Below are 22,354 nucleotides of genomic sequence, written 5' to 3' on the forward strand. Positions count from 1 at the left end.
GGTCCGGAAGCCGGAACGGCGGCAACGAAATTTCCAGCTCGCAGAGCTCACAGGAAATATTAAAGCCGCCTTCCTCCGGCTCCCGGACCGGACCGTTGCCGGGCACCCTGGGTGCCCGCCCGGACTTCCACACTCTTCCCGTACCCGAGACATTCAGATCTAGAGAACAAGAGAGAACAGGGACCCATGTCCAACGATTCCACGTTCGGCCTCATGCGAATCGGCCTTGCCACTGCGGACGAAATCCGCAACTGGTCTTACGGCGAGGTCAAAAAGCCGGAAACCATTAACTACCGAACCCTGAAGCCGGAGAAGGACGGTCTTTTCTGCGAGAAGATCTTCGGTCCTTCCCGTGACTGGGAGTGCTACTGCGGCAAGTACAAGCGCGTGCGCTTCAAGGGCATCATCTGTGAGCGCTGCGGCGTCGAGGTTACCCGTGCCAAGGTCCGCCGCGAACGGATGGGCCACATTGAGCTCGCCGCTCCGGTAACCCACATCTGGTACTTCAAGGGTGTCCCCTCCCGCCTGGGCTACCTCCTTGACCTGGCTCCGAAGGACCTCGAAAAGGTCATCTACTTCGCTGCCTACATGATCACCTCGGTCGACGAAGAGAACCGCCACGCCGAGCTGCCGAACCTGCAGGCCGAGCACGACCTGGAGCGCAAGCACCTGGTTGACCAGCGCGACTCCGACATCGCCGCGATTGCCAAGGACCTCGAAGACGAGCTCGCTCGCCTCGAAGGTGAAGGCGCGAAGGCTGCCGACAAGAAGAAGGCCCGCGACTCCGCCGACCGCCAGATGGCCAAGGTACGCCGCGACGCCGACAACAACATCGAGCGCCTCGAGCAGGTTTGGGAACGCTTCAAGAACCTCAAGGTCGGCGACCTCGAGGGCGACGAAGGCCTGTACCGCGAACTGCGCGACCGCTACGGCCTGTACTTCGAAGGCTCCATGGGCGCCGAAGCCATCAAGAAGCGCCTTGAAGACTTCGACATGCAGCAGGAGTCCGAGAACCTGCGCGAGATCATCCAGAACGGCAAGGGCCAGCGCAAGACGCGTGCCCTGAAGCGCCTGAAGGTTGTCAACGCGTTCCTCACGACGTCCAACAGCCCCATGGGCATGGTCCTCGACGCCGTTCCGGTGATCCCGCCGGAACTGCGCCCGATGGTCCAGCTCGACGGCGGCCGCTTCGCGACGTCGGACCTCAACGACCTGTACCGCCGCGTGATCAACCGCAACAACCGCCTGAAGCGCCTGCTGGATCTCGGTGCCCCCGAGATCATCGTGAATAACGAAAAGCGCATGCTCCAGGAAGCCGTTGACTCCCTGTTCGACAACGGCCGCCGCGGCCGTCCGGTCACCGGACCGGGCAACCGTCCGCTGAAGTCGCTCTCCGACATGCTCAAGGGCAAGCAGGGCCGGTTCCGCCAGAACCTGCTCGGCAAGCGCGTTGACTACTCGGGCCGTTCGGTCATCGTCGTCGGTCCGCAGCTGAAGCTGCACCAGTGCGGCCTGCCCAAGCAGATGGCGCTGGAGCTCTTCAAGCCGTTCGTGATGAAGCGCCTGGTTGACCTCAACCACGCGCAGAACATCAAGAGCGCCAAGCGCATGGTCGAGCGTTTCCGCCCGCAGGTCTGGGACGTGCTGGAAGAGATCATCACCGAACACCCGGTGCTGCTCAACCGTGCACCCACCCTGCACCGCCTCGGCATCCAGGCCTTCGAGCCGCAGCTGGTTGAGGGCAAGGCCCTTCAGCTGCACCCGCTGGTCTGCGGCGCCTTCAACGCTGACTTCGACGGCGACCAGATGGCAGTGCACCTGCCGCTGAGCCCCGAAGCCCAGGCTGAAGCCCGCATCCTGATGCTGTCCTCGAACAACATCCTGAAGCCGTCGGACGGCCGTCCGGTGACCCTGCCCTCGCAGGATATGATCATCGGCCTGCACCACCTGACCACCAAGCGCGAAGGCGCAGCAGGCGAAGGCCGCGTGTTCTCCTCGATGGCGGAAGCCATCATGGCGAACGACCTCGGCGAGCTGCACCTGAACGCTCCGGTCAAGATCCGCGTCGAAGGCTTCGTGCCCAGCGATGAGCAGCCGGCTCCGGAAGGCTGGGAAGAGGGCGCTCCCGCTCTCATCCCGACCACCCTCGGCCAGGTGCTGTTCAACCAGACCCTGCCTGTGGACTACCCCTGGGTTGAGTCCGTGGCGGACAAGGGCCAGCTCTCCAAGATCGTGAACGATCTCGCCGAGCGCTACCCGAAGGTCGTCACCGCTGCCACCCTGGATAACCTGAAGGACGCCGGTTTCTACTGGGCCACTCGCTCGGGCGTTACCGTCGCCATCTCGGACATCGCTGCTCCGATCGACAAGCCTGCCATCATGGAGGTTTACGAAGCACGCGCTGCCAAGGTTGAAAGCCAGTACGGCAAGGGCCTGATCGCTGAAGACGAGCGCCGCCAGGAGCTCATCGACATCTGGAACCAGGCAACCAACGAGGTTGCCAAGGCTATGCGCGACAACATGCCGATCCAGAACAACATCAACCGCATGGTTTCCTCCGGTGCACGAGGCAACTGGCTGCAGGTCCGGCAGATCGCCGGTATCCGTGGCCTGGTGGCCAACCCGAAGGGCGAGATTATCCCGCGTCCGATCAAGTCCTCCTACCGCGAGGGCCTGTCGGTGCTGGAATACTTCATCGCCACGCACGGTGCCCGTAAGGGCCTGGCCGATACCGCACTGCGTACCGCCAACTCGGGTTACCTGACCCGTCGTCTGGTGGACGTCTCGCAGGACGTCATTGTCCGCGAAGAAGACTGCGGTACCGAGCGCGGCCTGAAGGTCACGATTGCTGTTCCGGACCACAACGGTGAACTGGTGCTGCACGAAGAGGTCGAGAACTCGGCGTACGCCCGTACGCTGGCTACCGACGTGACCGACGCTGAAGGCAACGTCCTGGCCAAGGGCGGCGACGACGTCGGCGATGTGCTGATCGAGAAGCTGTTCAAGGCCGGCGTCACCGAGATCAAGGTCCGGTCCGTGCTGACCTGTGAATCGGCAGTCGGAACCTGTGCCCTCTGCTACGGCCGTTCGCTGGCCACCGGCAAGACCGTGGACATTGGCGAGGCCGTTGGCATCATCGCCGCACAGTCCATCGGTGAGCCCGGTACCCAGCTGACCATGCGTACCTTCCACACCGGTGGTGTTGCATCGGCAGAAGATATCACCCAGGGTCTGCCCCGTATCCAGGAGCTCTTCGAAGCACGTACCCCCAAGGGCGTTGCTCCGATCTCCGAGACGGCCGGCCGCGTCACCATCGAAGAGACCGACCGCCAGATGCGTCTGGTTGTCACTCCCGATGACGGCTCCGAGGAAATCGCCTACCCGGTCCTGCGCCGTGCCCGCCTCCTGGTTGCCGACGGCGACCACGTAGAGGTTGGCCAGCAGCTGGTTGCAGGTGCAGTGGATCCCAAGCAGATCCTCCGCATCCTCGGCCCGCGCAAGGCACAGGAGTTCCTGGTGGACGAAGTCCAGCGCGTTTACCGCAGCCAGGGCGTAGGCATCCACGACAAGCACGTGGAAGTCATCGTCCGCCAGATGCTGCGCCGCGTGACCGTGATCGAATCCGGCGATTCCGACCTGCTCCCGGGTGAGCTGGCCGAGCGCCGTCGGTTCGAGAGCGAGAACCGCCGCGTGGTTTCCGAAGGACGCCGTCCGGCCGCTGGCCGTCCGGAGCTGATGGGTATCACCAAGGCATCCCTGGCAACCGAGTCCTGGCTGTCCGCTGCTTCCTTCCAGGAGACCACCCGCGTCCTGACGCAGGCGGCTATGGAAGGCAAGAGCGATCCGCTGCTCGGCCTCAAGGAGAACGTCATCATCGGTAAGCTGATCCCGGCCGGAACGGGCCTGCCCCGTTACACCGAGGTCACGGTTGAACCGACTGAGGAAGCAAAGGCCAATCTCTTCACCGGCCCGAGCGCCTTCAGCGACTTCGACTACGCCGGAGTTGACGGTGGTCTGAGCCCCGAGTTCCACGCCATCCCGCTGGATGACTACGACATGGGCAGCGAGTTCCGCTAAAGCTGAATAGCCCTGCGGAGCGCACACCGCGAAGGAAGGACCCCGCCGAAAGGCGGGGTCCTTCCCGCGTTAACGGCGCCCGTGGTCCGGAGGCGGACCGCAGCAGCGGGTCAGCGGCGTCGTATGCCAAAGTACTTGTATGGCCAATTCCCCCTCCGGCGACTCCATGGCGGAGCGCATTGTGCGCGTGATCTCGGCGTTCGACGCCGAGCGTCCCGCCATGCCGGTGGCAACCCTGGCCCGGCGGGCCGGCCTGCCGCTCTCGACGGCGCACCGGCTCGCGGGGGAGCTCGTGTCGCTGGCCCTGCTGCAGCGCACGGACAGCGGAGAACTGCGGCTGGGCCTGCGGCTCTGGGAACTGGCCAGCCGCAGCTCTGCCGCACTGGACCTGCGCCAGGTGGCCATGCCGTTCATGGAGGACATCCAGGCGGTGATCCGACAGCACACCCAGCTGTCCGTCCTGCAGGAGGACGAGGTGCTGTTCATCGAACGCCTCTCCAGCCGCGGCTCCGTATCCAACTTCGCGAAGGTTGCCGGCAGGCTCCCGCTGCACATCTCGTCCTCCGGCATGGTGCTCATGGCGCACTCGCCCCGCCATGTGCAGGAGGAGTTCCTCGACCGGCACCGAAGCGATCCGCCGCCGTTTCCTGCCGCCGACTCCCTGCGGCGGCAGTGGGCCGAGATCCGGCGGGAGGGGTGCGCGACGCTGCCCGGCGTCGTCGACCCCGATACAACGGGTATTGCCGTACCAGTCTTTGGCCCCCAGGGTTCGGCAGTAGCAGCACTGGGTGTGGTGGTTCCGCGCGGGAAAGAGAACACGTCCGCAACGGTCCCGGCGCTCATGACTGCCGCCAGGGGAATCTCCCGCGGATTGGGAACCGACTCAGCCGAAGCCGGCCCCCGCTACGGCGGCGGCGCAGGGGCAGGGGACTGACCCCGCCCATCGAGATGGCAGAAAAAGCTCTTATGAGCGTCCATAAGGGCAGTTTCTGCCATCTCGATGGGGAAGATTTCCATTGAATGGGAATTGGCTCGCGACGGAGGTGTGCTGGTCCTCACACTGGGAGAGGGGGTGCCAACCCCCGTTCTTCCCGCCTGTCCCCGAAGGAGTCCTGCATTGGCTGCAGCCCGTACCGTCCTGAAGACCAAAGTCGGCATTGTTGGAGGGGGGCCTGCAGGCCTGATGCTCTCCCACATGCTGGCCAAGTCAGGCATCGAGAGCATCGTGGTGGAAAAGCGCGATCACGAAACCATCCGCACCACCCACCGCGCCGGGATCCTGGAGCACGGCAGCGTCCGGATGCTCACCGAGGGCGGCGTCAGCGACCGTGTGCTGACCGACGGCTACAAGCATGACGGAATCGACCTCCGTTTCGGCGGCGAAAGCCACCGGATCGATTTCGAGGAACTGGTGGGGGAGTCGGTCTGGCTCTACCCGCAGAACGAGGTCTTCGTTGATCTGGCTGCCGCCCGCGAACGGGACAACGGCGACGTCCGCTACGCGGTATCCAATACCGAAGTGCTGGACCAGACGACGGCGGTTCCCAAGATCCGCTTTACCGATGCAGACGGCACGGACTTTGAAATCCACTGCGACATCCTGGTTGGCGCCGACGGCTCGCAGGGCATCTGCAAGCGCTCCATTCCCAAGGAGCTGCGCACGGACAACTTCATTGAGTACCCGTTCGCCTGGTTTGGCATCCTCACGGAGGCGCCGCCCAGTGCGCCCGAGCTGATCTACGCCAACTCCGAGCACGGTTTTGCCCTGATCAGCCAGCGAAACGACAACGTGCAGCGCATGTACTTCCAGTGCGATCCCAATGAGGATGCGGATGCCTGGGGTGACGAGCAGATCTGGAACGAACTTCAGCGCCGCGTCGACGGCCCGGACGGCTTCCAGCTCAAGCGCGGTCCGATCTTCGAAAAGACAGTCCTGAAGTTCCGCTCCTACGTCTGCGAACCGCTGCGCTACGGCAACATGTTCCTGGCCGGCGACGCCGGACACACGGTTCCGCCCACCGGTGCCAAGGGCCTGAACCTGGCCCTGGCGGACGTCAAGGTACTGTTCGAGGCAATCGATTCCTTCTATGCCACGAAGTCCGCGGACCTGCTTGACGGCTACAGCGACAAGGCGCTCAAGCGCGTCTGGCGCGCGCAGAACTTCTCCTATTGGATGACGTCCATGCTGCACACCCGGCCCGACGCAACCGACTTCGAACGCAAGCGTGCCCTGGGCGAGCTGAACGGTGTTGTCTCTTCCCGCCACGGACAGGCCTACCTGGCCGAGGCCTACACCGGCTGGCCGGAGCACTAAGTCCGTCCCGCCAGCGCCATATTCTGTTCACAATGTGAACGTCTGTACTAACAGTGAACACGAGGTGTACTGTGGGTTCCATCCACGGGATGCCTACCCATCGCGGGACGCAGTGACGCGTCCTGCCCTGACAGGAAGAAGGACCATGGACAAGAACACCATGGACACGGACAACGGTTCCGCCCTTGCGGAAGACCTGTTCTCGGACAGCCACGTCGTCGAGCGGCTCGACGCCGCCGAAGCATCGCAGGACCAGATCTCCGAAGAGATCCGGACTATCCACGAGGCGTACCGGAAGGGCGTGGAAGAGGGTGCTCCCGAGGAAACCCAGCCCCGCGTGGACTTCCGGCCGTACCGCAGCTCGCTGCTGCGCCACCCCACCAAGAACCTGCACCACACGGACCCCGAGACCATTGAACTCTGGTCCCCGGCGTTCGGCCACCAGGATGTGCATCCCCTGGAAGCGAACCTGACCATCCAGCACAACGGTGAACCCCTGGGCGAGCGCATCATCGTCCGCGGACGGGTGCTCGACGGCGACGGACGTCCGGTCCGCAACCAGCTGATCGAGGTCTGGCAGGCCAACTCCGCCGGCCGCTACATCCACAAGCGTGACCAGCACCCGGCTCCGATCGACCCGAACTTCACCGGCGTCGGCCGCGCCATCACCGGTGACGACGGTTCCTATGAGTTCCTCACGATCAAGCCGGGGCCCTACCCGTGGAAGAACCACTTTAATGCCTGGCGCCCGGCGCATATCCACTTCTCCCTCTTCGGGACGGACTTCACCCAGCGCATGATCACCCAGATGTACTTCCCGGGTGATCCCCTGTTTGCCCTGGATCCGATCTACCAGTCCATTACCGATCAGAAGGCGCGCGACCGCCTCGTCGCCACCTACGATCACAACATCACCTCGCACGAATGGGCCACCGGCTACAACTGGGACATCGTGCTGACCGGCAGCAACCGCACCTGGATGGAAGAAGAGGACGCAGAGTAATGAGCGAGAAACTCACGGCCACTCCGGGCCAGACAATCGGCCCCTTCTACGGTTACGCGCTTCCCTTCGAAAAGGGCGGGGAGCTTCTCGCCCCGGGCCTGCCCGGAGCCATCCGGCTGCAGGGAACCGTGCGCGACGGCGCCGGCGATCCGATTCCCGATGCACTGCTTGAAATTTGGCAGGCAGACGCCGAAGGTAACATCCCGCAAAAGACGGGTTCGCTGGTCCGCGACGGCTACACCTTCACCGGCTGGGGACGGGTGCCGGTGGACAACACCGGCAACTACACCTTCACCACGGTGAACCCCGGACCGACGGAAGAAGGCTCCGCGCCGTTCATTTCCGTGGTCATCTTTGCCCGCGGGCTGCTGAACAAGCTCCACACCCGGATGTACCTGCCGGAGGACCAGGACGCCCTGGCCGCGGATCCGCTGCTTTCATCGCTTCCCGAGGACCGGCGCCGGACCCTCATCGCTACCCGCGAAGCCGACGGCGGACTCCGCTGGGACATCAAGCTGCAGGGCGAAGACGAGACCGTCTTCCTGGCCTACCCGGGAGCGTAATTCCTTTGGGCTTCGCGGAAACTGCCGACTACGGACTCCTGTCGCCGGCATGGGCCGGCACCCGTGCTGCCGCTCTGACCTCGGACCAGGCGCTGCTGCAGGCCATGCTCGACGTCGAACTCGAGTGGCTGCGGGTGCTCGCTTCCGCGGGGCTGATCAAGGAGGGCGTCCCCGACGCCGTCGCGCCGGCCTGCCAGGCAAGCCGCTACGACATAGCGGACCTGGCAGCCCGGGCGCAGGGCGGCGGGAACCCCGTGATACCGCTGCTTGCAGACCTCCGGGCAATCGTGCGCGAGGAAGCTCCTGGCGCCGCCGGTCCGATCCACAGGGCCGCCACCAGCCAGGACATTCTTGATTCGGCACTCATGCTGATGGCTTCGCGTGCCCTGGAAACAATCCTCGCGGACGCCTACCGGGCCCAGGCCGCGCTGGCAGGCCTTGCCCGGGAGCACGCGGATACCCTGAGCGTGGCCCGCACCCTCACCCAGCATTCGCTTCCCTCCACCTTCGGGCTGAAGGCAGCCCAGTGGCTGCACGGCATCGGACAGGCCACTGCCGCCTTGGAAGCCGCCGCGGCTGCCCTGCCCCTGCAGTGGGGCGGCGCCTCCGGCACCATGGCAGCGCTCACCACGGCAGCTGAAGGATCAACCTCAACGCCGCTGGAACTCTCCGCGGATCTCGCTGCCCGCCTGGGACTCGCGGATCCGGTCGCGCCGTGGCAGACCAACCGCCTGCCGGTCACGGCGCTGGGCGGCGCACTTGCAGACCTGCTGGCAGCGGCCGGGAAGGTTTCCAACGACGTCCTGCTTCTGAGCAGGCCCGAAATCGGCGAGGTCAGCGAACCGCGGGAAGCCGGCCGCGGCGGATCCTCCGCCATGCCGCAGAAGCAAAACCCCGTCCTCTCGGTGCTGATCCGCAGCGCAGCACTGGCCGCACCCGGGTACACCGCCATGCTGCAGGCGGCTGCCGGTGCCGCCGACGACGAACGTCCGGGCGGATCCTGGCACGTTGAGTGGCAGGCCCTGCGCCAGCTGCTGCGCCTTGCCGGGGGAGCGGCTGTGAAACTTGCCGAACTCTCCGCCGGACTCCAGGTCCATACCGGGGCGGTCGCGCGGAACCTCACGGCAGCCGGCCCGCTGGTGGTCAGCGAAAAGGTCATGGCACGTGTGGCGCCACTTCTGGACGACGGCACCCCCGGACAGGGAAAAAAGCGGGTCCAGGAACTCGTCGCGCGTTCACTGGCCGGCGAAGACTTCCCCGCCCTGCTGCGCGACGCGGTGCCGGCACAGGCCCTCAGCGACGCGGACATCGCGGACTTGCTGAATCCCGCGAACTACATCGGCCAGTCCAGCGCCCTGATTGAACGAATCATCTCGGCTTACCCCGGAAGGAAAAACGCGTGAGCGTCCCGCAGATCAAAGCAACCCAGCTCTCCAACGCCGGCCCGTCAGCCCCGGTGCTGATCGCAGGACCATCGCTGGGCACCTCCGGTACCGCACTGTGGGCCAGCACCGCGGCCCTCCTGGACGGTTTCACCGTTCTTGCCTGGGACCTGCCCGGGCACGGTAACAGCCCCGCCGCTGCCGAGGCGTTCTCCATGGGGGAACTGGCCGCCGCCGTGCACCAGCTGGTGCAGGACGCCGTCGCGGCTGGCGACATTTCGCCTTCGCAGGACGTTCACTACGCCGGAGTCTCCCTGGGCGGCGCGGTGGGCCTCCAGCTGGGACTCGATTTCCCCAAGGCCTTCACCTCGCTGGCGATCCTCTGCTCCGGAGCAAAGATTGGTGACGCTGAAGGCTGGGAAACCCGGGCCGAGACGGTCCGGAACCAGGGCACGCCCGCGGTGCTCATCGGCTCGGCCCAGCGCTGGTTTGCCGAAGGGTTCATCGAACGTGAGAAGGGCGCCTCTGCGGCGCTGCTTCACTCGCTCCAGGACGCCGATCGGTTCTCCTATGCTTTCTGCTGCCAGGCCCTGGCAGCCTTTGACGTCCGGAACCGCCTGGCCGAGATCCAGGTCCCCGTGCTGGCCGTCGCCGGCGCCGAAGACGTGGTGACTCCCGCCTCCTTTGCCGAGCTGATCGCCGACGGCGTGCCCGCCGGGCGCTCCGCCGTCGTGCCCGATGCCGCTCACCTGGTGCCGGCCGAGCAGCCGGCCGTTACCGCGGAACTGCTCGGCAGCTTCTTCCGCGCGGCGAAGTAATCCGCACCGGCACAGCTACGCCTCCCGAAACACCCCGGAAGTCCAGAGAACAGGCATCACAGTGATTGAAGAGCACAGCACCAAGACCCAGCAGGAGATCTATGACGAGGGCATGGCGGTGCGCCGCGAGGTCCTCGGTGACGCCCACGTGGACCGCGCCAATGCGGCCAAGGACGGGTTTACCACCGACTTCCAGGACATGATTACCCGCTATGCGTGGGGAACCATCTGGACCCGCCCGGGGCTGGACCGCACAATGCGCAGCGCCATCACGCTGACGGCCCTGATTGCACACGGCCACCTCGAGGAACTGGCGATGCACGTCCGCGCGGCGCTGCGGAACGGCCTGTCGAGGGACGAGATCAAGGAAATCTTCCTGCAGTCCGCCATCTACTGCAGTGTTCCTTCCGCCAACTCCGCCTTCAAGGTGGCCCAGAACGTCTTCGCTGAACTGGACGCCGCCGAGAACTAAGGCTGGCACAAAACGCCAAACTCGGATAAATTCGCATCTTGTACGTATGTTCGCAGATTGAACACTGGATCGAGCACTAGCGGCGCCCCGGGGTGGATGCGATCCGCGGGTACAGGTGCCGCAACCAGCCAAAGGAGCCACGGTGAACCAGGCCTACATTTACGACGCAGTCCGAACCCCGTTCGGACGTTTCGGGGGAGCCCTTGCGGGGGTTCGGCCGGACGACCTTGCCGCACAGGTGATCCGGGCCTCCGTGGCCCGCGCGCCCGAACTCGATCCTGAACGAATCGACGAAGTGGTCTTCGGCAACGCCAACGGTGCCGGCGAGGAAAACCGCAATGTGGCGCGCATGGCCACGCTGCTTGCAGGCCTGCCGGTTTCAGTCCCCGGAACCACCGTGAACCGGCTCTGCGGTTCCTCCCTGGACGCCGCCATGATCGCTTCCCGGCAGATCAACACCGGCGAGGCAGACCTCATGCTGGTGGGCGGAGCCGAATCCATGAGCCGCGCCCCCTGGGTACTGCCCAAGAATGACAAGCCGTTCCCGGCCGGTGACCAGACGCTGGCTTCCACCACCCTGGGGTGGCGCCTGGTCAACCCGCAGATGCCCAGAGAATGGACAGTCTCGCTGGGCGAGGCCACCGAACAGCTGCGCGAGAAGTACGGCATCAGCCGTGAGCGCCAGGACGAGTTCGCGGCCAGGTCCCATGAGCAGGCCGCACGCGCCTGGGACGAGGGGCACTATGACAACCTGACCGTTGCGGTAGACGGCGTTGAGCTGGCCCGTGACGAGAGCATCCGGGCGGGTTCAACCGTGGAGAAGCTCGCGACGCTGAAGACCGTCTTCCGGCCGGTCTCCGATTCCCCGGCCGGCGGCACCGTCACGGCGGGCAATGCGTCCCCGCTGAACGACGGCGCCTCCGCAGCCTGGCTGGGCAGCGAAGCGGCTGCCGGGATCCTTGGCCTGGAACCGCTGGCCCGCATCGCCGGACGCGGCGCCGCCGCCAATGAACCGCAGTTCTTCGGGTACGCGCCGGTCGAAGCCGCGAACACCGCGCTCAAGCGGGCCGGGATCTCCTGGAGCGAGGTTGGCGCCGTTGAACTCAATGAAGCCTTCGCCGCACAGTCCCTGGCCTGCCTCGACGCCTGGGACATCGACCCCTCGATCGTTAACGCCTGGGGCGGCGCAGTATCCATCGGACACCCGCTGGGTGCCTCGGGCACCCGGATCCTGGGCACCCTGGCCCGCCGGCTCGAAGCCACCGGTGAACGGTGGGGCGTTGCCGCCATCTGCATCGGCGTCGGGCAGGGACTCGCCGTCGTACTCGAAAACACCAAAGCCTAGCTCCCGAGGAGAACCGTGCTGAACATTCTGCAGGACGTCGACGAAGCCGTCGCGCCGATCCATGACGGAGCAACCGTGATGATCGGCGGTTTCGGCAAGGCCGGGCAGCCGGTCGAGCTGATCGAGGCACTTTTGCGCCAGGGCGCAAAGGACCTCACTGTCGTGAACAACAATGCGGGCAACGGTGAAGAAGGGCTCGCGGCGCTGATCGGCGCCGGCCGCGTCCGGAAGATTGTCTGCTCCTTCCCCCGCCAGTCCGATTCCCAGATTTTCGACGCGAAGTTCCGGGCCGGGGAGATCGAACTAGAACTGGTTCCGCAGGGCAACCTGGCTGAGCGTATCCGCGCCGCAGGCGCCGGTATTGGCGGATTCTTCACCCCCACCGCCTACGGCACCCCGCTGGCGGAAGGCAAGGAAACCCGCATGATCGACGGCCGCGGCTACGTCTTCGAAACCCCGCTGCACGCAGACTTCGCGCTCGTGAAAGCGCTGAAGGCGGACCGGGCAGGAAATCTGGTCTACCGCAAGACCGCCCGGAACTTTGGGCCGATCATGGCTGCGGCCGCGAAGAACGCGATTGTCCAGGTCCGCGACATCGTCGAGGTTGGCGGTATCGATCCGGAAATCGTCGTGACCCCCGGGATCTACGTCAACACCCTGGTGCAGGTAACCCGCGAGAAAGAACCGGCAGCAGCATGAGCGAGAAGGCAGTGAACACCACCGTGAGCGAAAAACTGGACCGGAACTCCCTGGCAGAACTCGTGGCCCGGGACATCGCACCCGGTTCCTTCGTCAACCTGGGCATTGGGCAGCCGACGCTGGTCTCCAACTACCTCAAGCCTGAGCAGCACGTTACGCTGCACACCGAAAACGGCATGCTCGGCATGGGCCCTGAGGCGCAGGGCGACCAGATTGACGGTGACCTGATCAATGCCGGCAAGATCCCCGTCACGGAACTGCCGGGTGCATCGTACTTCCACCACGCCGACTCGTTCGCCATCATGCGCGGCGGGCATCTGGACGTCTGCGTGCTGGGCGCCTTCCAGGTTTCCGCCAGCGGGGACCTGGCGAACTGGCACACCGGCGCACCCGATGCGATTCCCGCCGTCGGCGGTGCCATGGACCTGGCCACCGGCGCCAAGGACGTCTACGTGATGATGTCCCTGTTCACCCGCGAAGGCGTCAGCAAACTGGTGAAGGAATGCTCCTACCCGCTCACTGGCGTTGGCTGCGTCACGCGCGTTTACACTAATGAAGCGGTGTTCCTCCTGAAGGAGGACGGTGTCCACGTTCGCGAGACCTACGGGATCAGCTTCGAGGAGCTGGCCGCGAAGGTGGATGTGCCGTTGATCGGCCCGTCGGCCGGCACCGACTAAGACCACCAACGGGGGAGACATGAGCGAAACGATCGCGGCCAGTGACCAGTTTGTCCAGTCACTGGCCCGCGGCCTGTCCGTGATCAGGGCGTTCGACGCCGAGCACGTGCAGATGACCCTCAGCGATGTCTCCCGGCGCACCGGACTGACCCGGGCCACCGCCCGGCGGTTCCTGCTAACCCTGGTGGAGCTCGGCTACGTGCGGACCGACGGCCGGAGCTTTGAGCTCACAGCCCTGGTCCTGCAGCTGGGGTACTCCTACCTGGCGGGGCAGTCGCTGCCTCAGCTGGCCCAGCCGCTGCTGGAGGACCTTTCCCGCGAGATCCACGAATCGACGTCGGCGTCCATCCTGGACGGCAACGAGATTGTCTACGTGGCCAGGATCCACACCCGCCGGCTGATGACCGTGGGCATCACCGTCGGAACGCGGTTCCCGGCGTACGCCACCTCCATGGGGCGGGTGCTGCTCGCCGGACTGGACGACGCAGCGCTGGACACCTACTTCTCCGAAGTTGAACTCGTTCCCCTGACGGAACGCACCATCACCGAGGAAGCGGCCCTGCGCCGTGAAGTGGAGCGGGTCCGCGACCAGGGGTGGGCCGTAGTGGACCAGGAACTCGAGCGGGGACTGCGCTCAGTGGCCGTTCCCATCTTCAGCCCCGCCGGCGACGTGATCGCGGCGCTGAATACCTCGATGCAGGCGACCCTCGGCCTGGACGGGCCTACACTGGAGGAGGCGGCAGCGCAGGTGCTGCCGCAGCTGCAGGAGGCGTCGCGGAAGATCACCCAGGCGCTGGCAGCCCGGAGCTGAGACAGGCTTCGAGGTGCCGCGGCAGCTCCCCGGCTTAAGCCTTCCGGGATGTCTGCTAGACTATTGGTAATTGTTTGTGTGGCAGTGGATGAAGGCCGCTCGCATGTTTCCCGGGATTCCGTCTCCGGGGCGCGGGTGGGGGCCTGTTTCCGGGTTGCAGGGTTCTTGTGCAACGAATGCCACACTTTTGCACGCCTACGGTCGCTTCGGTTCACGGAACGTCTCGGGGGCACTGCGGCAACAACTTTGAAAAGCCTCGCTCCGGGACCCGCACCAAGCGGACCGGGCAAGCGCAACCAGAGAATTTTTCTCGAGATAAAACGGAGAACTGATAAGTGCCTACGATTCAGCAGCTGGTCCGCAAGGGCCGCTCACCCAAGGTCTCCAAGACCAAGGCTCCTGCCCTTAAGGGCAGCCCGATGCGCCGTGGTGTGTGCACCCGTGTTTACACCACCACCCCGAAGAAGCCGAACTCGGCTCTGCGCAAGGTAGCCCGTGTCCGCCTCAACGGCGGCGTGGAAGTTACTGCCTACATCCCCGGTGTGGGTCACAACCTGCAGGAACACTCCATCGTGCTGGTTCGCGGTGGTCGTGTGAAGGACCTGCCCGGTGTCCGTTACAAGATCGTTCGCGGCGCGCTCGACACCCAGGGTGTCAAGAACCGCAAGCAGGCTCGCAGCCGCTACGGCGCGAAGATGGAGAAGAAGTAATATGCCCCGCAAGGGTCCGGCCCCCAAGCGGCCGCTCGCAGTCGATCCCGTCTACGGCTCCCCGCTGGTCACGCAGCTGATCAATAAGGTTCTCATCGACGGCAAGAAGTCCACCGCAGAGCGCATCGTTTACGGCGCACTTGCCGGTGCTCAGGAGAAGACCGGACAGGATCCGGTTGCAGCCCTGAAGAAGGCCATGGACAACATCAAGCCGAGCCTTGAGGTTAAGTCCCGCCGCGTCGGCGGCGCCACCTACCAGGTTCCGGTTGAGGTTAAGCCGGGCCGCGCAACCGCCCTGGCGCTGCGCTGGCTGGTTGGCTACTCCAAGGCCCGCCGCGAGAAGACGATGACCGAGCGTCTGCGCAACGAGATCCTGGACGCCTCGAACGGTCTTGGTGCTGCTGTGAAGCGTCGCGAAGACACCCACAAGATGGCCGAGTCCAACAAGGCCTTCGCCCACTACCGCTGGTAATTAGCACCACGAATATCTTTTCAGCCCAGGCCCTGCGGCCCGCTCCGGCGGGCCTCAGGGCCGAAGGCCGAATAGGTGACCGGCGGGGCCAGAACCAAAACTAGGGAGTAACCGTGGCACTGGACGTGCTTACCGACCTCAACAAGGTCCGCAATATCGGCATCATGGCGCACATCGATGCCGGCAAGACCACCACCACCGAGCGCATCCTGTTCTACACCGGTGTCAACCACAAGATTGGCGAAACGCACGACGGCGCTTCGACCATGGACTGGATGGCACAGGAGCAGGAGCGGGGTATCACCATTACCTCCGCAGCTACCACGTGCTACTGGGACAACAACCAGATCAACATCATCGACACGCCGGGTCACGTTGACTTCACTGTCGAGGTTGAGCGGTCCCTGCGCGTGCTTGACGGCGCCGTCGCTGTCTTCGACGGCAAGGAAGGCGTGGAGCCGCAGTCCGAGACTGTCTGGCGCCAGGCTGACAAGTACAACGTTCCGCGTATCTGCTTCGTCAACAAGATGGACAAGCTCGGCGCCGACTTCTACTTCACCGTCGACACCATCATCAACCGCCTGGGCGCCAAGCCGCTGGTTCTCCAGCTGCCGATCGGTGCCGAGAGCGAATTCGAGGGCGTCGTCGACCTCCTCGAAATGCGTGCACTCACCTGGCGCGGCGACGCCAAGGGTGACGTGACCATGGGCGCCAAGTACGAAGTTGAGCCGATCCCCGCAGACCTGCAGGAAAAGGCCGAAGAGTACCGCGCGAAGCTCGTGGAAACCGTTGCCGAAGCCAGCGAAGAGCTCATGGAGAAGTACCTCGAAGGTGAAGAACTCACCCTTGAGGAACTGAAGGCCGGCATCCGCAAGATGACCGTCAACTCTGAGGTCTACCCGGTTCTGTGCGGTTCCGCGTTCAAGAACCGCGGTGTCCAGCCCATGCTCGACGCCGTCGTCGCCTACCTGCCCTCCCCGCTCGACGTTCCGAACATCAAGGGCCACGATGTCCGCGATGAGGAAGTCGTGCTGGAGCGCAGCGCCGACGCGAACGCCCCGTTCTCCGCTCTGGCGTTCAAGGTCGTCACCCACCCGTTCTTCGGCCGCCTGACGTACATCCGCGTGTACTCCGGCAAGGCTGCTTCCGGCGCCCAGGTGATGAACTCCACCAAGCAGAAGAAGGAGCGCATCGGAAAGCTCTTCCAGATGCACGCCAACAAGGAGAACCCGGTGGATGAAATCACCACCGGACACATCTACGCAGCGATCGGCCTGAAGGACACCACCACCGGTGACACCCTGTGCGATCCCGCGAACCCGATCGTCCTCGAGTCGATGACCTTCCCGGAACCCGTTATCCGTGTTGCCATCGAACCGAAGACCAAGGGCGACCAGGAGAAGCTCTCCGTGGCCATCCAGAAGCTCTCCGAAGAGGACCCGACGTTCACCGTCGAACTCGACGAGGACACCGGCCAGACCATCATCGCCGGCATGGGCGAGCTCCACCTGGACATCCTGGTGGACCGCATGCGCCGCGAATTCAAGGTTGAAGCAAACGTGGGCAAGCCCCAGGTTGCTTACCGCGAAACCATCCGCCGCGCAGTCGAGAAGTACGACTACACGCACAAGAAGCAGACCGGTGGTTCGGGCCAGTTCGCAAAGGTCCAGATCGCGATCGAGCCGCTGGACACCTCGGAAGGCGCTCTGTACGAGTTCGACAACAAGGTCACCGGTGGCCGTGTTCCGCGCGAGTACATCCCCAGCGTTGACCAGGGTATCCAGAGCGCACTCAACGACGGCATCCTGGCCGGCTACCCGGTAGTCGGCATCAAGGCCACGCTGCTCGATGGTGCCTACCACGACGTCGACTCCTCGGAAATGGCATTCAAGATCGCCGGCCGCCAGGCTTTCAAGGAAGCTGCACGGATGGCCAGCCCGGTTCTGCTCGAACCGGTCATGGATGTCGAAGTCCGCACCCCTGAGGAATACATGGGTGAAGTCATCGGTGACATCAACTCGCGCCGCGGGCAGATGCAGTCGATGGAAGACGCCAGCGGCGTGAAGGTCGTTCGCGCCCTCGTTCCGCTGTCCGGCATGTTCGGGTACATCGGCGACCTGCGGTCCAAGACCCAGGGCCGCGCCGTTTACTCGATGCAGTTCAACAGCTACGCAGAGGTCCCGAAGGCAGTAGCCGACGAGATCATCCAGAAGACGCGCGGCGAGTAAAACCCCGCCGGCGTTCCGGTAATCCGGAACGCCGGCCATGTGCGGCCCGTCCCAGGGGGAGACCCGGACGGGCGGGCCGCACGGCCAGACTGGGCGGAACCTGCGGGGACCGCGGCACAAGGCAATTTCATCAAATAAACAGCCCCAAGTAGACTTGTATCGGATCAGTTGCGAGAAGCGCGGCTGGTGATTGAGTCTTCTAACCTTTCTAGGAGGAACCCGTGGCGAAGGCAAAGTTCGAGCGGACTAAGCCGCACGTCAACATCGGCACCATTGGTCACGTTGACCATGGAAAGACCACGTTGACCGCTGCCATTTCAAAGGTGCTTGCTGACAAGTACCCTGACCTGAACGAGCAGCGCGACTTCGCTGCTATTGACTCCGCGCCGGAAGAGCGCCAGCGCGGTATCACCATCAACATCTCGCACATTGAGTACCAGACCGAGAAGCGTCACTACGCACACGTTGACGCCCCGGGCCACGCTGACTACATCAAGAACATGATCACCGGCGCTGCTCAGATGGACGGTGCAATCCTCGTGGTTGCCGCCACTGACGGCCCGATGGCTCAGACCCGCGAGCACGTTCTGCTCGCCCGCCAGGTTGGTGTTCCCTACCTGCTGGTCGCGCTGAACAAGTCCGACATGGTTGAGGACGAGGAACTCCTCGACCTCGTGGAAATGGAAGTTCGCGAACTGCTGAGCTCCCAGGAGTTCGACGGCGACAACGCTCCCGTCGTTCGCGTTTCCGGCCTGAAGGCACTGGAAGGCGACCCCAAGTGGGTTGCGTCCGTCGAGGAACTGATGGAAGCCGTTGACAACAACGTTCCGGACCCCGTTCGCGACAAGGACAAGCCGTTCCTGATGCCGATCGAGGACGTTTTCACCATCACCGGTCGCGGCACCGTTGTGACGGGCCGCGCCGAGCGCGGTACCCTCGCTATCAACTCCGAGGTCGAGATCGTCGGCATCCGCCCGGTCCAGAAGACCACGGTTACCGGTATCGAGATGTTCCACAAGCAGCTCGACGAAGCATGGGCCGGCGAGAACTGTGGCCTGCTGCTCCGCGGCATCAAGCGCGAAGACGTAGAGCGCGGCCAGGTTGTCGTCAAGCCGGGTTCCATCACCCCGCACACCGACTTCGAGGCCAACGTCTACATCCTGTCCAAGGATGAAGGCGGCCGCCACAACCCGTTCTACTCGAACTACCGCCCGCAGTTCTACTTCCGCACCACCGACGTCACGGGTGTCATCACCCTGCCGGAGGGTACGGAAATGGTCATGCCCGGTGACAACACCGAAATGACCGTTGAACTGATCCAGCCGATCGCAATGGAAGAGGGCCTCGGCTTCGCTATCCGCGAAGGCGGCCGCACCGTTGGATCCGGCCGTGTCACCAAGATCATCAAGTAATTTGATGTTCTGACGCCGGGCCTTTTGGTTCAGCTTTGAAGGGTCCCGCTGCTACGGCAGCGGGGCCCTTCTGCGTTCCCGGCCCTGCCGATACGCAGCGCCGGGCAGGGAAGCTGCGACGGCCGTACCCGCCTCCAGACCTTCACGAAAGGCACGGACGGCGTTCAGGCCCGCTGCGGCCAGGGCCCCTCCGACGACGGTGCAGGGGATACCCGCTTCCTTGAGGTCCTCCTGCAGTCTGGTGTTTTCCACCTGGCCTGCGGCGATGACTACGGCATCTGCCGCAAGAAGTTCCGCCTCACCGTCCGGGCCGTCGATAAGCAGCCCCCCGGGGACCAGCTCCCGGTAGGAGATTCCGGTGCGTAGTTCAACGCCCGCGTTGCGCAGCGCCTGCAGTGCCGCCCACCGGGTGGACGGCCCGATGCCGCGGCCCATGGAAGGACCGCGCCGCAGGACGGTGATCTGACGGGCCGGACATGGTGGGCAGGGGTCAAGGTGCTCCCGGCGGAACCGTGCGGTGGCTTCCGCATCCGATTCAGGCACGGGGACCGCCGTGCCTTTTCCATGAACCAGGAAGTGCGCCAGGTCCACCGCTATCCCGCCGCCGCCGAGAATGGCTACCCGCTGCGGGAGTGCACCTGGATCCTCGAAGGCTGAGCGGTAGTCCAGGACCGGAACTCCCGTCCCCGGCAGGGCCACAATCCTGGGAAGAACCCCGGAGGCGTCCACGACATGCGCGAAGCTGCCCAGATCTGCGGCCGTAACGGCGACGCCGGTGTGGATGCGCACCCCAAGACGCGGCAGTTCGCTGGCGAAGTAGCGGATGGTTTGGGCGAAGTCGCTCTTGCCGGGGACCACCTGCGCCAGCTGGAACTGCCCGCCGATCCCGGGGCCGGCTTCGAAGAGCTGCACCCTGGCGCCTGCTGCCGCCAGCGTGGCGGCGGCCTGCATCCCGGCCGGCCCGGCACCGGCAACGGCCACCTCCGTCCCGTGACGCCGGTGAGAGAACGACGGCGGCGGGAACTCCGTCTCCCGGCCCGCCCTGGGATTGACCAGGCAGGAGACCCGGTCCGTGCCCAGCGAACGGTCAATACAGGCCTCATTGCACCCGATGCAGGTGTTCACCAGATCCTCGCGGCCGGCTTCGGTTTTGGCGACCAGGCGGGGATCGGCGAGAAAAGGCCGGGCCATCGACACGTAGTCGGCACTGCCGGACGCCAGGGCGGCCTCGGCCTGGGCCACTGAATTGACCCGGTTGGAGCCGATGACCGGTACCCGGTGGCCCCGGCTGTGCAGATGGGCCCGGACCCCGGCAGCGACGCCAAGCCAGCCGCCGTGCGGCACGAGTGACTGGACTGTGGGGATGCGTGATTCGTGCCAGCCGACGCCGATGGCCAACGCTGCCGCACCGGCGGCCGCCAGCGCCTCGGCGAGTGCCGCATATTCCTCCGGGGGAGCAGACCCCTCCACCAGATCCGCTCCGGACATCCGGAAGATCACCGGAAAATCCTTCCCAACGGCACCCCGCACCGCAGCCAGGACAGCCAGCGGAAAAGCCCGGCGCCGGGCTGCGTCTCCGCCCCACGCATCTTCCCGGTGGTTCGCGGCGGGGGAAGCAAACTGGTTAACCAGGTATCCCTCGGAACCCATGATTTCCACCGCGTCGAATCCCAGGGTCCGGGCCTGGGCAGCAGCCGCGGCGAAGTCCGCCAGCGTGACGCGGATTTGTGTTTCGTCCATGGCCTGGGGCACGGTCCTCGCGAAACCGGACCAGAGTGCGGAGGGCGCCAGGGGAAGTAGGCCGTAGGTGCCGGGGAAGGCGTAGCGCCCGGCGTGGAACAGCTGCAGCGCAATCCGCCCACCGGCGTCGTGCACCGCCCCGAGGGCAGCCTCGGCCGCCCGCAGGTAAGCCGGTTCCCCGGATACCAGGTAGGTGGGGCCACCGGAACCTGCACGGTTCACAGCCACGCCTCCCGTGACGATCAGGCCCGCACCGCCGGCGGCTCGTTCGGCGTAGAACGCCGCCAGCGCCGCGGCCTCGGTCTCGAAGTTCAGGTGCATGCTGCCCATGACGATGCGGTGCGGAAGCCCCATGGACCCGATACTTCCGGGGGCGAATGCATGGGGATGCTGCCGCACGCCCGGCCTCGGGTCAGATGCCACGGGGTCCTCCTAGCCTGCCGATTGGCCGAGGAGGGCTTTGGCAATCACGGATTTCTGGATCTCGTTGGTTCCCTCTTCGAAACGCTGTGCCCGGGCGTCGCGGTAGACCCGTTCAATGGGCTGGGACTGCCAGTAGCCAATGCCGCCGTGTACCTGCAGAGCCTTGTCGGTGACCCGCCCCAGCATGTCCACTGCGGTCAGCTTGGCCATGGATGACAGGGCAGGCGCCTCAGCATCTGCATTCTGCCAGGCTGCGGCAGCCGTGAGGGTCAGGGCCCTGGCCGCCGCGATGTCCGCGGCGTTTTCTGCGAGGCTGAAAGCGATGGCCTGCCGGGAGGAGAGCGGTTTGCCAAAGGTGGTGCGCCGGGCGGCATAGTCCAGGGCCAGCTGCTGTGCACGCTGGGCAAGTCCGACACAGCTCATGGCCACCGAGATGCGGCTGGGGGTAAGGAAGCCGCCCAGGGCGACTGCCAGTCCTTCGCCTTCTGCGCCCAGCCGGTTGGCTACCGGAACAGGCGCGTTGGTGAATGTCAGGGAAGCGTGGTCGGTGCCGCGCACACCCATGGTCCGGGAGGTGTCTTCCACCTCTGCGCCGGGGGTATTCCGGTCAACCAGGAGGGCTACTGTTCCTTCCCTGCCCGCAGTCCCCTCCAGCCGGGCGAAGAGCAGCCAGTAGTCGCAGCGGACCCCGAACGTGATCAGGTGCTTGGACCCCGTGAGGAAGTACGTGTCACCCTCCCGCCGGACGGAAGACGTGATGTCCGCTCCGCTGCCGTTCGCCGGTTCGGTCAGGGTGAAGGCAACCACCGACTGCCCGGCGACGGCGGGAACTATGAACTTCCGCCGCTGGGCATCGTCGGCGAACGGGTTCATGGCCCGCCAGGTTCCGTTAACCACGTGCACGATCATGCGCACCGATGCATGGGACCGGGAAAAGACCTCCATGAGGCCCATCCACTGCAGGAAGCTCAGCCCGGCCCCGCCGATCTCACGCGGTGCTGCGAGGGAGAGGAAACCTTCGGCACGCAGCTGGTTCCACAGCTCATCCGGCACAATGCCTGTGGTTTCGATTTCCTCAGCCCAGGCCTCGCCGGGGCCAATGACCCACTCAGTGACCCGGGCCAGGAGTGCCTGGTACTGCCCCTCGGGGATGGAGCTGCCGCGGCCGTCCGCTCCTGCGGCCGCTTCAACGCTGCTGGTCTTCACGC

At 65.0% G+C, this 22,354-nt stretch carries 18 protein-coding genes; 16 read left to right on the plus strand and 2 right to left on the minus strand.

What is annotated here, in order from left to right; all coding sequences use genetic code 11:
• The first annotated feature begins 186 nt into the window (after window positions 1–186).
• From ACSLGO_RS01975 to tuf, 16 genes are all read left to right on the plus strand, one after another.
• Window positions 187–4,077, plus strand: coding sequence for a DNA-directed RNA polymerase subunit beta' (locus ACSLGO_RS01975; protein ID WP_436399782.1), 3,891 nt, complete (start codon window positions 187–189; stop codon window positions 4,075–4,077).
• A gap of 139 nt (window positions 4,078–4,216) precedes the next feature.
• Complete coding sequence (locus ACSLGO_RS01980) at window positions 4,217–5,011, plus strand: IclR family transcriptional regulator (protein WP_091602614.1); 795 nt, start codon at window positions 4,217–4,219, stop codon at window positions 5,009–5,011.
• Between the two features lie 183 nt (window positions 5,012–5,194).
• Window positions 5,195–6,391, plus strand: coding sequence for a 4-hydroxybenzoate 3-monooxygenase (locus ACSLGO_RS01985; protein ID WP_226802301.1), 1,197 nt, complete (start codon window positions 5,195–5,197; stop codon window positions 6,389–6,391).
• Between the two features lie 145 nt (window positions 6,392–6,536).
• Window positions 6,537–7,394: a protocatechuate 3,4-dioxygenase subunit beta gene (pcaH, locus tag ACSLGO_RS01990; protein ID WP_263127447.1), complete on the plus strand. Its 858-nt coding sequence runs from the start codon at window positions 6,537–6,539 to the stop codon at window positions 7,392–7,394.
• Window positions 7,394–7,957 (plus strand): protocatechuate 3,4-dioxygenase subunit alpha, encoded by a 564-nt coding sequence (gene pcaG, locus ACSLGO_RS01995; protein WP_263127445.1) that lies wholly within the window; start codon window positions 7,394–7,396, stop codon window positions 7,955–7,957. The genes pcaH and pcaG overlap by 1 nt, the downstream gene beginning before the upstream one ends.
• 5 nt (window positions 7,958–7,962) lie before the next feature.
• Window positions 7,963–9,360 (plus strand): lyase family protein, encoded by a 1,398-nt coding sequence (locus ACSLGO_RS02000; protein WP_436399783.1) that lies wholly within the window; start codon window positions 7,963–7,965, stop codon window positions 9,358–9,360.
• A complete protein-coding gene (locus ACSLGO_RS02005; protein WP_091602627.1) occupies window positions 9,357–10,157 on the plus strand; it encodes an alpha/beta fold hydrolase in 801 nt (266 codons plus the stop codon). The genes ACSLGO_RS02000 and ACSLGO_RS02005 overlap by 4 nt, the downstream gene beginning before the upstream one ends.
• 61 nt (window positions 10,158–10,218) lie before the next feature.
• On the plus strand, window positions 10,219–10,629 hold the full coding sequence (gene pcaC, locus ACSLGO_RS02010; RefSeq protein ID WP_325785813.1) for a 4-carboxymuconolactone decarboxylase: 411 nt from the start codon (window positions 10,219–10,221) through the stop codon (window positions 10,627–10,629).
• Between the two features lie 142 nt (window positions 10,630–10,771).
• On the plus strand, window positions 10,772–11,974 hold the full coding sequence (locus ACSLGO_RS02015; protein ID WP_325785812.1) for a thiolase family protein: 1,203 nt from the start codon (window positions 10,772–10,774) through the stop codon (window positions 11,972–11,974).
• Window positions 11,975–11,989: 15 nt separating this feature from the next.
• A complete protein-coding gene (locus ACSLGO_RS02020; protein ID WP_152273705.1) occupies window positions 11,990–12,673 on the plus strand; it encodes a 3-oxoacid CoA-transferase subunit A in 684 nt (227 codons plus the stop codon).
• Window positions 12,670–13,350: a 3-oxoacid CoA-transferase subunit B gene (locus ACSLGO_RS02025; protein ID WP_263127442.1), complete on the plus strand. Its 681-nt coding sequence runs from the start codon at window positions 12,670–12,672 to the stop codon at window positions 13,348–13,350. The genes ACSLGO_RS02020 and ACSLGO_RS02025 overlap by 4 nt, the downstream gene beginning before the upstream one ends.
• A gap of 19 nt (window positions 13,351–13,369) precedes the next feature.
• Entirely contained in the window at window positions 13,370–14,161 is a 792-nt protein-coding gene (locus tag ACSLGO_RS02030) for an IclR family transcriptional regulator domain-containing protein (protein WP_263127441.1), read from the plus strand.
• Window positions 14,162–14,496: 335 nt separating this feature from the next.
• Window positions 14,497–14,871: a 30S ribosomal protein S12 gene (rpsL, locus tag ACSLGO_RS02035; protein ID WP_055239341.1), complete on the plus strand. Its 375-nt coding sequence runs from the start codon at window positions 14,497–14,499 to the stop codon at window positions 14,869–14,871.
• A 1-nt stretch (window position 14,872) separates the two neighbouring features.
• Window positions 14,873–15,343: a 30S ribosomal protein S7 gene (rpsG, locus tag ACSLGO_RS02040; RefSeq protein ID WP_091602646.1), complete on the plus strand. Its 471-nt coding sequence runs from the start codon at window positions 14,873–14,875 to the stop codon at window positions 15,341–15,343.
• A 113-nt stretch (window positions 15,344–15,456) separates the two neighbouring features.
• Window positions 15,457–17,571, plus strand: a complete 2,115-nt coding sequence (fusA, locus tag ACSLGO_RS02045; RefSeq protein WP_386917005.1) for an elongation factor G — start codon at window positions 15,457–15,459, stop codon at window positions 17,569–17,571.
• A gap of 221 nt (window positions 17,572–17,792) precedes the next feature.
• Window positions 17,793–18,983, plus strand: a complete 1,191-nt coding sequence (gene tuf, locus ACSLGO_RS02050) for an elongation factor Tu (protein WP_066295960.1) — start codon at window positions 17,793–17,795, stop codon at window positions 18,981–18,983.
• A 51-nt stretch (window positions 18,984–19,034) separates the two neighbouring features.
• Here the strand turns inward: tuf and ACSLGO_RS02055 are convergent, their stop codons facing one another.
• Window positions 19,035–21,146, minus strand: coding sequence for an FAD-dependent oxidoreductase (locus ACSLGO_RS02055; protein WP_436399784.1), 2,112 nt, complete (start codon window positions 21,144–21,146; stop codon window positions 19,035–19,037).
• A gap of 9 nt (window positions 21,147–21,155) precedes the next feature.
• Entirely contained in the window at window positions 21,156–22,352 is a 1,197-nt protein-coding gene (locus tag ACSLGO_RS02060; RefSeq protein ID WP_387004241.1) for an acyl-CoA dehydrogenase family protein, read from the minus strand.
• Window positions 22,353–22,354: the final 2 nt, after the last annotated feature.

Source organism: Arthrobacter sp. IK3, assembly GCF_051337705.1.
Lineage (GTDB): Bacteria > Actinomycetota > Actinomycetes > Actinomycetales > Micrococcaceae > Arthrobacter_B > Arthrobacter_B koreensis.

Excerpts from the sequence above, each read along its gene's own strand:
- ACSLGO_RS01975 (WP_436399782.1), top strand. The coding sequence starts at position 187 with ATGTCCAACGATTCCACGTTCGGCCTCATGCGAATCGGCCTTGCCACT.
- ACSLGO_RS01980 (WP_091602614.1), top strand. The coding sequence starts at position 4,217 with ATGGCCAATTCCCCCTCCGGCGACTCCATGGCGGAGCGCATTGTGCGC.
- pcaH (WP_263127447.1), top strand. The coding sequence starts at position 6,537 with ATGGACAAGAACACCATGGACACGGACAACGGTTCCGCCCTTGCGGAA.
- pcaG (WP_263127445.1), top strand. The coding sequence starts at position 7,394 with ATGAGCGAGAAACTCACGGCCACTCCGGGCCAGACAATCGGCCCCTTC.
- ACSLGO_RS02025 (WP_263127442.1), top strand. The coding sequence starts at position 12,670 with ATGAGCGAGAAGGCAGTGAACACCACCGTGAGCGAAAAACTGGACCGG.
- ACSLGO_RS02030 (WP_263127441.1), top strand. The coding sequence starts at position 13,370 with ATGAGCGAAACGATCGCGGCCAGTGACCAGTTTGTCCAGTCACTGGCC.
- rpsG (WP_091602646.1), top strand. The coding sequence starts at position 14,873 with ATGCCCCGCAAGGGTCCGGCCCCCAAGCGGCCGCTCGCAGTCGATCCC.